Source organism: Lentibacillus populi, assembly GCA_014642895.1.
Lineage (GTDB): Bacteria > Bacillota > Bacilli > Bacillales > Amphibacillaceae > Lentibacillus_C > Lentibacillus_C populi.
The window spans coordinates 25,665-39,588 of the sequence record BMJD01000040.1; the positions used below are offsets into that span (position 1 = coordinate 25,665).

Below are 13,924 nucleotides of genomic sequence, written 5' to 3' on the forward strand. Positions count from 1 at the left end.
AAGCTATATACCGATTTCTTTTACCTTTTTCAGCATAGTCAAAAACAACATCGAAATTGTTACTATCAATCATCATTATCAATCGACAACACGATAATTTCACCGGTATAGGCATCTATTTCGATTTCTGCTTCACTCTCCCCTGCTTCCATTTCAATTTCATAAATAAGCCGACCATCGTCTTCATCTAATTCAAAATCCGTTATCGTGCCGTTAAATTCATTCTTTGCAATCTCTCTTGCTTTTTTCGAACTGATTGCTGGGGTCTGTTTCGTATTTTGCTTCCTGATTTCTTTATGTTGATCTGTTTCCTGATCTTTATCTTCGTTTACGGCAATATTTTGCTTCTGATGGTTCGTTTCTGTTTTTTTATTTTCATTGGCTTTATCTTTATCCTTTTCCGTATCTCCTGGATCACTTGCATTTAATTTCATTTTTTCCTTTAAGTCAAGAATTTCACCCGTTTTGCCATCGAGGTGCAGTTCATATTCTTTACTGTCTCCATTAATTTCGACTTCGTATATCGCTTTGCTGGCGTGCTCTTCCAATTCAATATCAGTGATTGTTCCCGGATATTGCCCCGATACAATTTCTTTTATTTGAGCTATTGATAATTCCGGTGCCAATTCAGAAGCACTTGAATGATATATCCCAAGTCCCAATGCCGCAGCACCCGTAACAGCCCCAATCATAATACCTATTTTATTTAACAACAGCATTTCCTCCCTTTTATTCGTTTCTTACTACAGTATATCGGGCAAGAATGAAGATACCCTGTGATAAAAATTAGAAATTGATGAGAAAAATAACTATTCTTCAATTGGCAATTTCACGGTAAATATCGACCCTTCACCGTATGTACTCGAAACTGAAATCGTCCCTTCGTGCGCCTCAACAATCGTCTTGGCAATCGACAGGCCTAAACCGGTTCCACCCGTTTCCCTGCTCCTTGCTTTGTCGACACGATAAAAACGTTCAAAAACCTTCGCCTGGTCATCCGGCCGAATTCCTTGGCCAAAGTCTTCAATTTCTAAAATTGCCTGATGGCCATCTTGGCCAACACTTACCCTAATCTCATCATCACTGTATTTCAAAGCATTGCTGATCAATATATAAACAACTTGTCTGATTTGCTCCTCATTTGCATAAATCATGACATTTTCCTGCTCGTTAATCAATGTAATTGCTCTATCATAGGCACCTGTAAAAGTACTGATACTTTTTCTGCATAAATTTACCAGGTTGATTGTCGTATGATCCTCTTCACTTTGATTTTTTGCCAGCAAAAGCATTTGCTCTACTAATTTTTGCATCCGGTCTGCTTCCGAGTCAATTGCCCCTACGGCTTCATGGAAAACCTCCGGGCGTTCCAGACCTCTTCTTTCCAATAGCTGGGCATAGCTTTTGACAATTGCAATTGGCGTTTTTAATTCATGTGAGGCATTAGAAACGAACTGCTCCTGTTTTTGGAAGTTATCTTTTAGATGATCAATCATTTCATTAAACGTAGCTTCCATTTGATATAATTCATCTTTAGAACGTCCATCTAATTCTGTCTTTTTCCAATTGCCTAGCGTCTTGTTTTCCTTCATTGTCTGAATCAGCTTATTAATTGGCTTCAATAGAAATACACTTAAAACACTGCCAGCTATAACGGTTGGAATAAGTATAATTATCGAAGCAATAATAACGGCGTAAAGCAGTACCCGCATCGTTTTTTGTAATTCTAACAAATGGTTTGATACTTGAATCGTTACAATATTACCGTCCTGCCAAATAATTGGTTGTGTGATAACAGCAATGTCCTCTCCTGTTTCCGATTTGATTACTTCCTGCTTCCCTTTTGCGGAAAATTCACCCGGGAGACTTCGATACTTATTACGTCTCGTTAATTCATTGAGTGGCTCACCATCCTTATCAATAAACCGAATCATTCCTTCAGCAGGTACATAGGCATCAAGCAGATCCTTTACGGGAATTTCCGGGTGTTCATTTAACGTACTGACAATTGTAGCCGTTCTCTCCTGCAACTGCTCCACTTCACCATTAACGGATACTTTATAAAATAAAAGATAAATCGATGTATTAACCAGGATTATCAGAATCAGTATAAAGATACTGGAAAACAATTGAATTTTTGTCCGTAATTTCATTGGCGTCTATCCTTGATCACATATCCAACACCACGAACGGTTTGGATATAGTTTTCTGTAAAGCCTTTATCGACTTTCTGCCTGAGATAGCGAATATAGACATCTACGACATTCGTATCCCCCACATAATCGTATCCCCACACATTTTCAATTAATTGATCACGCGTTAATACGATGTTTTTATTTTTTAGTAAATAAACAAGTAAATCATATTCTCGTGGTGTCAGGTCAATTTCTACTGATTTTCGTTTAACCATCCTCGTATTTAAATCAACATGCAGCTCACCTGTCTCCAGAGATTCTGTTTCCTGGTTTGTCTTCCGCTGACTGCGCAGGTGGACGCGAATACGTGCGAGCAGCTCTTCAATTTGGAATGGCTTGGTGACGTAATCATTCGCACCCAAATCCAATCCGCTCACCTTATCATGAACTTGATCTCTTGCGGTTAATAATATGATTGGTGTATGCTGATCTTTCCGGCGCACCCGGCGCAGTATTTCCAACCCGCTAAGCTCCGGAAGCATAATATCCAGTAAAACTAAATCCCATTCTTTTTCTTCCAATAACTGAAGGGCATCTTTTCCGTTAGCAGCAATTTTCGTTTCGTAATTTTCATACGTTAGTTCTAATTCTAATACGCGGCTTAGCTTTTTTTCATCTTCAACGATCAAAATAGCTGGTTGATTCATTTTTTCCACTCACTTTATCCGTTTTCTTTTAATGTACTACACTAAATGACGTTAGGAAAGTGACAAACTGAAATTTGGAATGGTCAGAATTGACATTGTGACACAGCGTCATTTATAATGATGACATTCTCAAAATAAATGACGCCGTGTCATATATTATAAATTGGAGTAATGAAAATGCCAAAAATGACCTTTTATAATTTGCCGGAAGAAAAAAAGCAGATTCTTATTCAAGCAGCGAAGAAAGAATTTTCACGAGTTTCTTTGCACGAAGCATCCATTTCTAATATCGTCAAAACCGCAGAAATCCCAAGAGGAAGTTTTTATCAATATTTTAGCGACAAGGATGATGCGTTTTTCTATATTTTGGATTTATACGGGAAGCTAAGAATAAGGGAGTTCGTTTCTTCCCTTAAAGAATCCAACGGTGACATTTTCACTACTGCTGTTACCATGTACCAATCTACACTAAGAAATTGTCAAAGCAAGGAAAATCGGGACTTCTTTAAAAATGCATTTTTAAATATGAATTATAAAATCGAGCGAACGTTTACGGATAATTTCAGTCAAGATAAATTAACACAGTTGGCGGAAATCAGACATTTGATTAATACTAAAAGATTAAATATTGCCGATGAAAGTGACTTGCTTCATATCGTGCAAATTATTATCGCCGTTGCATTTCACAATCTTGTCATTAGCTTTGCCAGAGAGTTATCGTATGATGATGCAAAAAAATGCTTTTTGAAGGAAATAAACTTGCTTAAACAAGGGCTTTATAAGGAATGACACCTACCTAAGATGACTAGGACACTATTTGTAAACATATATATTGCAAAGCAGCAAAAGGAACCGGATAATATGGAAAATGATTTCGTCACAATAATGTTGAACAATCCATGACAGATAGAAACAATTAAAAATGGGGAGTGATATGTCATGTTAGCACTGGATCATATCGTTATCGCAGGAAATAATGCAGAAAAGGCAAGCGCACAATATGGAAATAAATTTACAATAAAAGCGATAAAAGGCGGCGAGCATATAGATTGGGGCACGTACAACTACTTGTCCTACTTTTCAAATGACAGCTATTTAGAATGGCTTGGTATCACAGATCTCACAAAAGCAAAAAATGCCGAGAACCCTCTGATCCAGCATTTGGTATATACAATGGAAAATGACTTGCTAGGTCCATTCCAATTTGCACTCCGAACAAACCAGATGGATGATTATATTGCCCATTTCAAGGCGGAAGGTATCCCTTATAAAGGGCCATTTTCCGGTGAACGAGCAAAACCGGATGGAACGGTTTTGAAATGGCGGATGCTCTTCCCGGAATATGATCATACCAAAGAATTGCTCCCATTTTTAATTGAGTGGGAAAACCCGCGGGATGCCTATCCGGATACAAGCCTGCTTAACATTCAAACCATTACCAAAATCAATTACAGCGGAATGGATCGGGACAAATTCGCACACATTTATCAGTTGAAACCAAAAAAGCTAAACAAAAATCTGTTGACATTGCAAAATTGCAGGATACAGTTTACGGATCATAAAAAATTACATTTTGATTTAGTGTGATGGAAAGGGATGGGGAACATCCTTTTCTTGTCGTCTAGGAAATTATAAAATTTTGCGGCTGTGGATAACTTAATAACCGGATAAGCCACGTCCGGCTCCAGCGCCCAGCGGCTAGTGCGCTTTCCTCCCTACTGCACAAACTGTATCATTTGGTTTTGTTGGTTTGATAAAAATGGCAATTTCGCTAAATCCGGCTTTAACAAGCATACTTTTTAGCTGACCGCCGATCAGATTAGTCGTTTCATCTGTAGCACCCTTTTCATGCGGTCTTAACGTTAAGGCGATTCTCCCGCCATGGTTCATTTGCTTATAGATTTTTGTCAACGTTACAACTGGCTTGTTCCAGAATGAAACATTATTAATAGCCAGTACGTTGTCAATTTTTCGTGACAGCTTTGGAAAATCATCAGCATACCGTTCAAAAAACTGGATCTGTCCGTTGATCAAATGTTTGTTTAACCTCCTTAACGCTTGATATACCATGACCTCCGACGGATCGATACCTGTAATGTACAAATGTTTTCCTGACCCCAGGATTTCCTCCATCGCCTGTCCAGATCCGAATCCAATTTCCACAATATGATCGTGATCTTTTATATCCAAAAAGTCGATTGTCCAGCGGTTAATTTGTTTATTTTCTTTTGCCATTAGCAAGCCAAAGATTTTTCCTGTCGCCCCGGTTGGCTTGGCAAATTGCGAGAATAGTTTCTTCATCTCCGTCACCCCTTTCCCTAAGCAGTTCCCTTTGGAGCCTGGTGTTGAATCAGCCTTTTTCTGCTCATTCACACTCTACTTTGATTTCATTGCGCCTGTCGCGATACCAGGAAATAAATTGACGTGACGCATCAACGGGAATATCTTTCAGTTGCTCAAGATGAACGGGCTTTGTCCGGTTGATTGTACTGATACTGGCTAGACCAAATCGTTTTTGGAGGATGGATCGTTCTACCTCTACCTCGATCACCTTTCTCCGGTTTGTCAGGAATAATGCAGACCACAAACCACCTGTTTTAAATTGAATGAATTCACCGTTTATGACATAACGTGTATTTCGATAATCGAAAATACGACCCATGTACGTAAGCACAAATAAAATTGGCGATACATACCACAAATTGGGTTTCAGCCAGAAGATTAAAACAGTGACGGTGATACAAACCCACGGCATTCGTAACATTCGCATCAAAAGTGCTGTTTGTGGCAGCTTGTTCATATTCTCCTGAATCTTAAATGTCGGCAATAATTCCGCAATAAGCCGATTTGCCTTATCTGTCGGCAGAAACGGATAAAGTGAATTGATCTCCTCTGAGTCCTCATCATCACTTCCAGCACTAACAAGCCTTATCTCCATTAACCCGACTACCTTTTTTAATGGCGTCTGGGTCATCTGAATCGCTTGAACGTTTTCCTTACGTATGGAAAATGCCTTTTCACTTAATATGCCACTGCTAATATAAATCCGTTCCTCATCGGATGCTATTTCATATTTCCCGTATTTCAAAAATGTCCGGATCATACCAAAGGCAATCGCAATAATGACAAACAAGACGATAGCCACCCCCATGACAAGCCATGAGTTCATCAATAATGCCAAAAACCCCTTTGCTTGCTCATCCAGATTTATAACATCATCAATTTCATGATAAATGGTGGCAAGTATAGGAATAAGTCCCAGGAAGCTTAATGAGAGAAAAGATGCTCTTATTAAATCACTTCGGGTTGGATTAAAATGCACCGTCCTCCTATCACCTGTATTCTCCATACGCTCCATAACCTCAGAGGACTGCAACAATTCAGGTTCCTTAGTTTCATCCTCATGTTCCACCACTATTTGTTCATGCTCAAAGTTCCCTTCCCAATAACTGTCTAATTGCTGTTCAATCCTTTTTGCTTCTTCCTTTTTAATCGCTTCAAACTTTACCGAAGCTTCTTTATCTGTTGCACTCGTTTGTAAAGACAAAACAGTCAGGTTAAAGATTCGGTAGTAGAATGGCGTAGACAATTGCACATTTTGTATCCGGTCCAATGGCACGCGATTGTCAGTTTTCGTAAACCATCCGCTATAAATGTGAATAGAACCATTTTTAATTTCATACGTTGTTTTCCACCATTCAATGATAAGTGAAACTAACCTGTATACAAGGAAGGCCAAAAATACAATTCGCCCTAGTTTAATAAAGGTTGATACATCCCGAAAGTGAATAACGAATAAATAAATAATAAATACAAAGCTGTTCTTTAGCGTGTTGATAAAGGAAAAGATAATTTTCATCGGATGCATTCGTTTTGGCTGCATATTCAATCCACCTCCTTAAGCTTTGCTTTGTGGGCGATTTCATCACGCAGCATCAAGGCTTCGTGTTCAGGGAGCGCAGGGATCGAATGTGAAGACTGCATTGTACCAATGGATAACGTATACAACTTGTACTTTCTTAGCAGTGGACCCTGTTTCGCCTCTACATATTGTACCTTTGTCATTGGAATGATAATATGTTCCTCATTAAGAATTCCATGCTTCAATTGAACAAATTCTTCATTGATTCCATAACGCCAATATTTTTGTAGAAGTAATGGTTCCATAAAGACTGACCAGATGGCTGAAATCGGTGTCAGTACAATAAGAACCCATAATACAATGATGATCCAGTGATACCAGTCAAAGTAATACCCCGCCCAAAGAAGCCCGGCCAGAACAATAAGGGCAATGCCTTCTCCAATACTATTACTTATCCGCCAGACCGTGACGGCATCTTGTGAAATATGATTATCCGGTTCGTTTATTATGTTCAACGCTGCCTCACTCCTCAGTTGCAATTCTTACAATGAATAAGTGGTTGTCTAATGGTATGTTTTTATTTCTATTACGAATTTTTGACGATAAAAGTTTCGTATTCTAGTAAAAAATGGGGGTGCCGGATTATTTTATGGATTGATCCTTGGAAATTTCAACCCTTGGAGGAGAACATCAACCCGTGCGCGCAAAACTTCAACACATAGATGAGAGCATCAAACCGAGCTCGGAAACTTCAACCCTTGGAGCTTCAACCCGAGCGCAGAAGCTTCAACACATGGACGAGAACATCAACCCATAAAAAAAGCCAACCAAGATTCTTAATAGAACCCAGTTGGCTTAATAGAACCAGCTATCATCCAAGCTGTTCGTGTAAAAATTCCGTTACAGATTCAGGTGTCTTCGTATAGGCACTGTGCTGATGCGCAAGTTTTTCACCGTTTTGGAAAATCAAAATGCTTGGTATGCCCATTACTTCAAATTTTTCAGCGATACCTTTTACTTCATCACTATTTATTTCATACCAGTCGTAATTGCTAAATTCATCGATCACATCGCCAATGAACATATCCATTCGCTTGCAATCCGGACACCAATCAGCAAAGAACTTTACAATGACAGGCTTTTCACTTTCAATAACCTCATTAAATTGTTTTTCCGTGTTTATATGTTTCATTTTCTTAACACTCCTTATCAACATCTGCCTTTATTGTATCGATTATCAGCCTGATTGTCTTACAGTTTGCTCTAATCTTTATATTCCACCCGACCGAGAATATAGGCGACAAGTAGTCCTGCCGCAAACGCTGCAACACTTAACAGTACGATTGAATTGGCTGTTGGCCACCCAGGAAATACAACAGCAATAGATCCGATGACTAATCCGATGATCAATGCAAACGTGCCAATTCGATAATTCCGTAAAAAGAAATTAATAATTTTACTCATCAGAACAATACCCAACACGATACCTACCCCTGTTACTGCTAAAATATCAAAGTGCAAATTACTCACAGCACCAATAATGGTCGGATATACGCCAACTACGAGAAGCATGAATGATCCACTAATCCCAGGCAAAATCATCGCACTACTGGCAAGGATTCCAGAAAAGAATAATAGAACATAAGTTGACGTTGTTATATCTTTTATAACGGAAGGTTCACCGGCTTGCAAGAATGCCAATGATCCTACTAATAAGGCGCCAATGATCAGCAACAGAAAGTGATTCATCCGGAACGTATTTTTAGCATCAGCCTGATGAAATAGATAAGGCAATATCCCAATGATCAGACCTAGAAAGAAAAATTGTGTCGGCATCGCATGATGCTCGAACAACCATTCAATTAGCCTGCTTAATAATAAAATTGCTGCTCCAACTCCAATTGCAAGCGGGATTAAAAAGCCGAGCTGTTTTTTCCAATCTTTACTGAAGATCCCATTTATAGCTGCTATTAATCGATCATAGATGCCGAGCAGGACAGCGATCGTTCCCCCACTAACACCGGGGATGACATCACTTGCACCCATCAGCATGCCGCGATAAATATTTTTCCATTCCATGTAGTAAACTCCTCATCACAAATATTCGTCTCACACATAAATTTATCATATCAAAAATCACTTGCAATTTATATATGAAAATGTATAATTAAGTTAGGCTATCTTGTAAGGCAAGGTAGCCAATTCATTCCTTAGTATCTTGTATGACAAGGTAGGTGCATCAATTTGACATTACGAAGCCAGTTACTCAAAGGTATTCTTGAAGGCTGCATTCTTTCCATTATCGGACAGCAGCCAACTTACGGATATGAGCTATCCCTTCGACTGCAGGGGTTCGGTTTAGCCGATGTCAGTGAGGGTTCAATCTATCCGATTCTACTCCGGCTGCAAAAAGAAAAACTAATCGAAGGGGTTATGCAAAAATCGGAATCAGGACCCAAGCGGAAATATTATCATTTAACACCCGAGGGGGAACAAGCTTTAGCAGAATTTATCCATCACTGGGAGACGATTAAACAACCCGTTGACCGGATTATCGAAAAAGGGGGAGATATGTCGTGAATGCAAAGGAACTTATTGCATTAAATAATGAGAAACGAGAGCAATTAAATAAAGAAAACCTTGCTTATTATGAGGAGATGCTTGTTTTTATCAGGCTTAGCTTTAACAAGTCGGAGCAGCAGACGGAAGAATTGTTATTAGAGTTATTGGAGCATTTATTGCAAGCACAAGCGGAAGGGAGATCAGCTGAAGAGGTATTTGGTGCTGACCCAAAAGCATATTGTCAGGAATTAATTGGGGAGATACCGAAAGAACAGACAAAGCAGCAAATTCCTTTTATAGCTCATGTTGTCTTGCAATTTTTAGCGTTCATTAGTCTTGTAACCGGGATCGTACAGCTGGGGCTGTTTTATTTCTTTGGTATAGGTTTAAATACAGTTTCGATTTCACTTGGAGCCGGTCTGGTAACTATATTGATTTTTTTGGCGTTGCTTTATAGTTTTATTTTCATTATATTTAAATGGATTAAACGCTCATCCTTTAAAAATAAGCAATTGAAAAAGTGGGTCGAATTCATCCAGCTTTGGTTAATTTGCACAATCCATATTGGTCTATTAGCCTTCGTCCCCAGGTTGATTCCTGATTTCGGACCCGTCATAACATTGCATGCTATTTGGTTTGCAGTAGTAGGTGTCGTACTTTATCTTGTATCTTATTTGGTTAAGAGAAGTTGGTAGCTTAAACCAGGAGTAAAAGGTAAGACAATAAAAAAGTTGATTTTTTTGATTTATTCGCATATAATTAAAGTAGAAGATAATAATAAAAAAGGAGCCGTAAGCTGTAACTTACGACTCTGGACAGTTACCACAGAGTGTGGCGACTAGGTTTTAATTAGGGCTAAAAGTAATCACCCGCTTATTCCAGTCAACAGGGTGATTACTTTTTTTCATGGCTGCTCACAATCAAGACAGCAAGAGTTGCGAATAGTATCATCAACTCTAGTGTTTTCTCAATTGGTATCACAGGCATCCACCCCCTTTCTTTCCTGGGGATGAACCGCCACACCTCCCGTCTGTTATGGGATGTGCGCCACACCCTGCTTCACTGTCCATCTCCATTATACAACAAAAATAGCAGAAAGGAACAATATATTTTGTAATTTCAATAAATTTAATCCAACAGTATCATCACACTCTATGAGAATATTCCTGAACCTTTTCCTTCAGTAAAGCTTTTTTCATTTCAACCCACTTTATCTTTCCAAAGGTAGCAAACGACAAGACGCTAATAATTATATATGACAAATACGGTGGTTCCTTCATAGATTGTTTAATAATTTCCAAAGGTATTTAACTCCTCCTGATATAGATTAATACACTCAGTAATCCAACTTTTTAAACAAATACACACTCCTTCATTTTATTATACCTCAAGGCTCATTCCAGAAAAAAGTTGTTACTATAAAAGGAATAATAATTGTTATGAACACTATAGCTCCATTTCCGATTAAACCAGTTTTTCTTACCACACCTTTTTCCGCAAAGAATGCCAAAAGAAAACCGATCGCTGATACTACAACACCACCAAACCAAAAACTATCATTTCCCAATAAAGCCAATATATATGCTGCTAAACCAAATAAGAAGAAGACAGTGGAGAGAGTACCCACTATTTTTTTCATTTTCCGCATCAACCCCTAAGCTTGCTTTTACTTAACCAAAACACTGAGTATGGTACCGACAATAATGCCAAGGTAAATTGAAACTGTAAAGGCTCCTAACCCCATACCTGCCCAGCCGCCTACTCCGAATATGCTATATAAAAAGGTAAAAATGCAGATTAGACTGAGCACACTTGTTATGACATAAAATACTGTTTTGGTAATGAATCTTTATCACAATCGCCGCACCAGCACCGGCAAGGATAATTGGCAGCCAATCCTTAAAAACTGGCAAATCCATGAAAAACAATTCATTTATATAATATTCTTCAACCAAATCATTAATCGTACAAACTCTAGAGGCTTGAATACTATTATGAGCAGCAAGATAATGAAGAATAATGCAATGCTAATGACATTTGCTCTGCCTTTTTCGCCACGAAATAGAGCAACAAATCCCAATACCACGCTAACCAATAAGAACAAATATCCGATGAATGCAATTGATTCAGAATAGTTCAGAAACCCCCAATTGATTCCAAGCAACAATAGCCCTAATAATATAAAGGTTAATGCCCCAATGCTATACCTTCTCAATCATAAATCCCCCTTAAAACCTATTTCATATCATCTACTTCCGGTATATTAATGCTCAAATGTTTCCGCTGATCCCCATCCATGCTAACCCGCCAGTAAGAGTATTCAGAACGAGCTTCGCCAAATTTTTCATCAACCGTTACGATAAGACTGTTACTATGATGAAAAAACACCGGGTTTGTAACATGTTTGTGAAAAGATGTAATTTGCTTTGCTTGTTGCGTGTCAACATCCATTTTAAAAGCTTCATAAATGAACAAACCATCTTTACCCTTAGTTGCAACATCAGAGAATGTAACCCGTTTCCCATCTGATGATAACGAAGGTGACGAAATAATCGGGGCACCAGAGGCAAACTCTCCACTTGGTATTACAACTGTTTCCCCATCATCTGCAAGGGAGTGAAATACTAACTGATCACCATTCCCGTAACTCCGGTACATCAACTGCTTTCCATCCGGTGTTACAGCTAAACCAGACATTTCATATGCCTTTTTATGTGTAATTTGATCGATTGCTTTTGTTTCTAAATCCATGCGAAATATATCAAATTCATGTGGCCGCTTGGAAGCAATTTCAGAATAATTTTTGTATACCGATGCCTTTAGGAAATATAGTGTTTTCCCATCCGGAGAAAAAACTGCTTCCGTAATTAGGTTATTCGTATCCGTCAGCTGTTCCATTTTCCCGTTCGTCTGGTCAATTATCATTAATTCTCCAAAAGTACGTTCTTGTTCTTCAACTTCCCACTGTTTGATAAAAGCCACTTTATCTCCATTTGGGGAAAACGTCGGATTAATAAAAGAATTTCCCTCAATCGGTTTTGCTAATAGCTTTGCCGTTCCACCACTTGCTGGCACAGTATATAACGAAGCGTTACCATCCTGGAAATAAGAGAAAACCAATGTTTCATCATCGGGTGATAGGTCTGTGGTTTCACCAAATCCTGAAAAACCCTTTGAAGGCTCAGCGAATAGACTTATCCCCCACATAAAAAAGAACAGGAAGACCATGCCAATTAGGAAAGTTATATTCTTCATTTTTAACGACATCTTGTCATCCTCCCACAGAAAAATTATGTAAATACGAGAATCCCAAAAGGCAAGGCAATAGCAACACCGGAAAACAGGAAACCTGTCGCAAGCGATAACAACGGTTTTTTTGCAATGTATGTCATTTGGAATTTATAAAAGGTTAGCCATAAAAAAATAGGAATTGATGGCACAAATGCAATTGCACGCATGCCGATAAAGACAAGGAATCCCCACATAAAGAACAATCCAAGGGAAATAATAATAACCCCGAATAACAGATTCATAATATAGCTGAATTTCACCAGCCCAGGTTTTCTCTGTTCATTTTCCGTCTGGCTAGTAGAATAATAGGAATTTCTGAAAACAAAAATTAGACTAACAATGATCAAGATAGTTAGACATAAACTAAATAAGAATGCCTGTCCCCCGGGTGCCGTTTCTACCATCATCAGATCGATCCCACTCCAAGTGGCGGAGACGAGTATTAACAAATTGACCAAATAGAAATACCGGCCAACAATTGATATATTAATTGCAGCCAAAATGACAGCCGTTCCTATAAGCAGTTGAATACCAAACCACACAATTATCCGCTCATGAAGCAAAAAAACAGCATTCAAATAGAAAATGACTCCGAATATAATTGTCGCGATGCCGATTACGTATAATAAACCACGCTGAAATGGATAAATGGACTCCTGTAGTTCACGCCCGATTCTGCTTGGATTCCCAAAATCAGCAAGTGCATATTTCTCCGCTTGTTTTTCAGAATACCCTTCGTAGAGGTAACGCTTCTTTGCTTCTTCCAGATGCATGAGAAGTTCTTCACGCATTTCTTCCCGTTCAGCTTTTGGACTTTGCATTTGCTCAAGGACGCGACGGATATATTTTTCCGTCCGGTTCATGATAAGTTCCCCGATGTTTTTGTGATTAGGTTATGAATGCTGTTCCATTCCTTCAGTTTTTTTTCCAATATTGCACTTCCGTCATCGGTTAATTTATAATACTTTCTTCTCCCATTTTCGGTTTCCGACCAATATGAACAGACCCAATTCTTTTTTTCCATTCTTTTCAAAGCTGGATAAAGCGTCCCTTCACTCATACTGTAAAGCTGTTCGCTTTTGTCTTTTAACACTTTTACCATTTCATAACCGTACATATCTTTTTCGGATAATAAATTAAGCAATAAAATGTCAATGCTGCCCTTCATAATTTCTCGGTCCATTCGTCTTCACTCCTTTTTAACATTGTAATACGATGTGCATCGTTTTACAAGGTATAAGAGAAGATTAATTTTACTGAAGACTAAATTCGTATGTGTAAAATTATACTCGGTAGTAATTGCGGTACTTTTTGATAGCCAAAAAAGAGAAGGCGCTCTATCATTAAAATGTATGCTTTGCACGGCA

The 13,924-nt window shown here is 38.5% G+C and carries 18 protein-coding genes; 4 read left to right on the forward strand and 14 right to left on the reverse strand.

Translation table 11 applies throughout. The features are described 5' to 3' along the window. Positions 1-65: 65 nt before the first annotated feature. The 3 genes from IEX12_RS18280 to IEX12_RS18290 form a co-directional block, all read right to left on the reverse strand. Positions 66-713: a PepSY domain-containing protein gene (locus IEX12_RS18280; protein ID WP_188725640.1), complete on the reverse strand. Its 648-nt coding sequence runs from the start codon at positions 711-713 to the stop codon at positions 66-68. 96 nt (positions 714-809) lie between these two features. Continuing rightward, positions 810-2,153, reverse strand: coding sequence for a HAMP domain-containing sensor histidine kinase (locus IEX12_RS18285; protein ID WP_188725641.1), 1,344 nt, complete (start codon positions 2,151-2,153; stop codon positions 810-812). Further along, a complete protein-coding gene (locus tag IEX12_RS18290; protein ID WP_088051054.1) occupies positions 2,150-2,842 on the reverse strand; it encodes a response regulator transcription factor in 693 nt (230 codons plus the stop codon). Before IEX12_RS18290 ends, IEX12_RS18285 begins: the two co-directional genes overlap by 4 nt. Before the next feature lie 177 nt (positions 2,843-3,019). Between IEX12_RS18290 and IEX12_RS18295 the strand changes: the two genes are divergently transcribed. Beyond that, positions 3,020-3,631: a TetR/AcrR family transcriptional regulator gene (locus IEX12_RS18295; protein WP_102415906.1), complete on the forward strand. Its 612-nt coding sequence runs from the start codon at positions 3,020-3,022 to the stop codon at positions 3,629-3,631. Positions 3,632-3,781: 150 nt separating this feature from the next. Then, positions 3,782-4,429: a VOC family protein gene (locus tag IEX12_RS18300; RefSeq protein ID WP_088051056.1), complete on the forward strand. Its 648-nt coding sequence runs from the start codon at positions 3,782-3,784 to the stop codon at positions 4,427-4,429. A 111-nt stretch (positions 4,430-4,540) separates the two neighbouring features. On the opposite strand, the gene IEX12_RS18305 is transcribed toward IEX12_RS18300, so the two are convergent. The 5 genes from IEX12_RS18305 to IEX12_RS18325 all read right to left on the reverse strand — a co-directional run bounded on the left by IEX12_RS18305 (position 4,541) and on the right by IEX12_RS18325 (position 8,783). Beyond that, positions 4,541-5,143: a class I SAM-dependent methyltransferase gene (locus IEX12_RS18305; protein WP_102415907.1), complete on the reverse strand. Its 603-nt coding sequence runs from the start codon at positions 5,141-5,143 to the stop codon at positions 4,541-4,543. Positions 5,144-5,207: 64 nt separating this feature from the next. Further along, positions 5,208-6,725: a PH domain-containing protein gene (locus IEX12_RS18310; protein WP_088051058.1), complete on the reverse strand. Its 1,518-nt coding sequence runs from the start codon at positions 6,723-6,725 to the stop codon at positions 5,208-5,210. Between the two features lie 2 nt (positions 6,726-6,727). Then, the gene (locus IEX12_RS18315) at positions 6,728-7,219 is read right to left on the reverse strand and encodes a PH domain-containing protein (protein ID WP_088051059.1); all 492 of its coding nucleotides are present in this window, start codon (positions 7,217-7,219) and stop codon (positions 6,728-6,730) included. Between the two features lie 356 nt (positions 7,220-7,575). Next, on the reverse strand, positions 7,576-7,896 hold the full coding sequence (locus IEX12_RS18320) for a thioredoxin family protein (RefSeq protein WP_088051060.1): 321 nt from the start codon (positions 7,894-7,896) through the stop codon (positions 7,576-7,578). Positions 7,897-7,967: 71 nt separating this feature from the next. Further along, positions 7,968-8,783, reverse strand: a complete 816-nt coding sequence (locus tag IEX12_RS18325) for a DUF368 domain-containing protein (RefSeq protein ID WP_088051061.1) — start codon at positions 8,781-8,783, stop codon at positions 7,968-7,970. 165 nt (positions 8,784-8,948) lie between these two features. On the opposite strand from IEX12_RS18325, the gene IEX12_RS18330 reads away from it, so the two are divergent. Both IEX12_RS18330 and IEX12_RS18335 read left to right on the forward strand, forming a co-directional pair. Next, positions 8,949-9,284, forward strand: a complete 336-nt coding sequence (locus IEX12_RS18330) for a PadR family transcriptional regulator (RefSeq protein WP_188725642.1) — start codon at positions 8,949-8,951, stop codon at positions 9,282-9,284. Further along, the gene (locus tag IEX12_RS18335; protein ID WP_088051063.1) at positions 9,281-9,961 is read left to right on the forward strand and encodes a DUF1129 family protein; all 681 of its coding nucleotides are present in this window, start codon (positions 9,281-9,283) and stop codon (positions 9,959-9,961) included. The genes IEX12_RS18330 and IEX12_RS18335 overlap by 4 nt, the downstream gene beginning before the upstream one ends. Before the next feature lie 692 nt (positions 9,962-10,653). On the opposite strand, the gene IEX12_RS18340 is transcribed toward IEX12_RS18335, so the two are convergent. The 6 genes from IEX12_RS18340 to IEX12_RS18365 all read right to left on the reverse strand — a co-directional run bounded on the left by IEX12_RS18340 (position 10,654) and on the right by IEX12_RS18365 (position 13,740). Further along, positions 10,654-10,905 (reverse strand): hypothetical protein, encoded by a 252-nt coding sequence (locus tag IEX12_RS18340; RefSeq protein WP_088051064.1) that lies wholly within the window; start codon positions 10,903-10,905, stop codon positions 10,654-10,656. 27 nt (positions 10,906-10,932) lie between these two features. Continuing rightward, complete coding sequence (locus IEX12_RS23905; protein WP_088051065.1) at positions 10,933-11,109, reverse strand: YesK family protein; 177 nt, start codon at positions 11,107-11,109, stop codon at positions 10,933-10,935. Positions 11,110-11,199: 90 nt separating this feature from the next. Beyond that, the gene (locus IEX12_RS18350; RefSeq protein ID WP_088051066.1) at positions 11,200-11,481 is read right to left on the reverse strand and encodes a hypothetical protein; all 282 of its coding nucleotides are present in this window, start codon (positions 11,479-11,481) and stop codon (positions 11,200-11,202) included. Positions 11,482-11,501: 20 nt separating this feature from the next. Further along, positions 11,502-12,533: a TolB-like translocation protein gene (locus IEX12_RS18355; protein ID WP_088051067.1), complete on the reverse strand. Its 1,032-nt coding sequence runs from the start codon at positions 12,531-12,533 to the stop codon at positions 11,502-11,504. Positions 12,534-12,556: 23 nt separating this feature from the next. After that, positions 12,557-13,420: a permease prefix domain 1-containing protein gene (locus IEX12_RS18360; RefSeq protein ID WP_188725643.1), complete on the reverse strand. Its 864-nt coding sequence runs from the start codon at positions 13,418-13,420 to the stop codon at positions 12,557-12,559. Then, positions 13,417-13,740: a PadR family transcriptional regulator gene (locus IEX12_RS18365; protein ID WP_088051069.1), complete on the reverse strand. Its 324-nt coding sequence runs from the start codon at positions 13,738-13,740 to the stop codon at positions 13,417-13,419. Before IEX12_RS18365 ends, IEX12_RS18360 begins: the two co-directional genes overlap by 4 nt. Positions 13,741-13,924 lie beyond the last annotated feature (184 nt).

What these genes read in the sequence shown, in the direction of transcription:
- IEX12_RS18300 (WP_088051056.1), top strand. Translation starts at nt 3,782, where the DNA reads ATGTTAGCACTGGATCATATCGTTATCGCAGGAAATAATGCAGAAAAG.
- IEX12_RS18285 (WP_188725641.1), bottom strand. Translation starts at nt 2,153, where the DNA reads ATGAAATTACGGACAAAAATTCAATTGTTTTCCAGTATCTTTATACTG.
- IEX12_RS18290 (WP_088051054.1), bottom strand. Translation starts at nt 2,842, where the DNA reads ATGAATCAACCAGCTATTTTGATCGTTGAAGATGAAAAAAAGCTAAGC.
- IEX12_RS18295 (WP_102415906.1), top strand. Translation starts at nt 3,020, where the DNA reads ATGCCAAAAATGACCTTTTATAATTTGCCGGAAGAAAAAAAGCAGATT.
- IEX12_RS18365 (WP_088051069.1), bottom strand. Translation starts at nt 13,740, where the DNA reads ATGGACCGAGAAATTATGAAGGGCAGCATTGACATTTTATTGCTTAAT.
- IEX12_RS18305 (WP_102415907.1), bottom strand. Translation starts at nt 5,143, where the DNA reads ATGAAGAAACTATTCTCGCAATTTGCCAAGCCAACCGGGGCGACAGGA.
- IEX12_RS18360 (WP_188725643.1), bottom strand. Translation starts at nt 13,420, where the DNA reads ATGAACCGGACGGAAAAATATATCCGTCGCGTCCTTGAGCAAATGCAA.
- IEX12_RS18320 (WP_088051060.1), bottom strand. Translation starts at nt 7,896, where the DNA reads ATGAAACATATAAACACGGAAAAACAATTTAATGAGGTTATTGAAAGT.
- IEX12_RS18355 (WP_088051067.1), bottom strand. Translation starts at nt 12,533, where the DNA reads ATGTCGTTAAAAATGAAGAATATAACTTTCCTAATTGGCATGGTCTTC.
- IEX12_RS18340 (WP_088051064.1), bottom strand. Translation starts at nt 10,905, where the DNA reads ATGAAAAAAATAGTGGGTACTCTCTCCACTGTCTTCTTCTTATTTGGT.
- IEX12_RS18310 (WP_088051058.1), bottom strand. Translation starts at nt 6,725, where the DNA reads ATGCAGCCAAAACGAATGCATCCGATGAAAATTATCTTTTCCTTTATC.
- IEX12_RS18325 (WP_088051061.1), bottom strand. Translation starts at nt 8,783, where the DNA reads ATGGAATGGAAAAATATTTATCGCGGCATGCTGATGGGTGCAAGTGAT.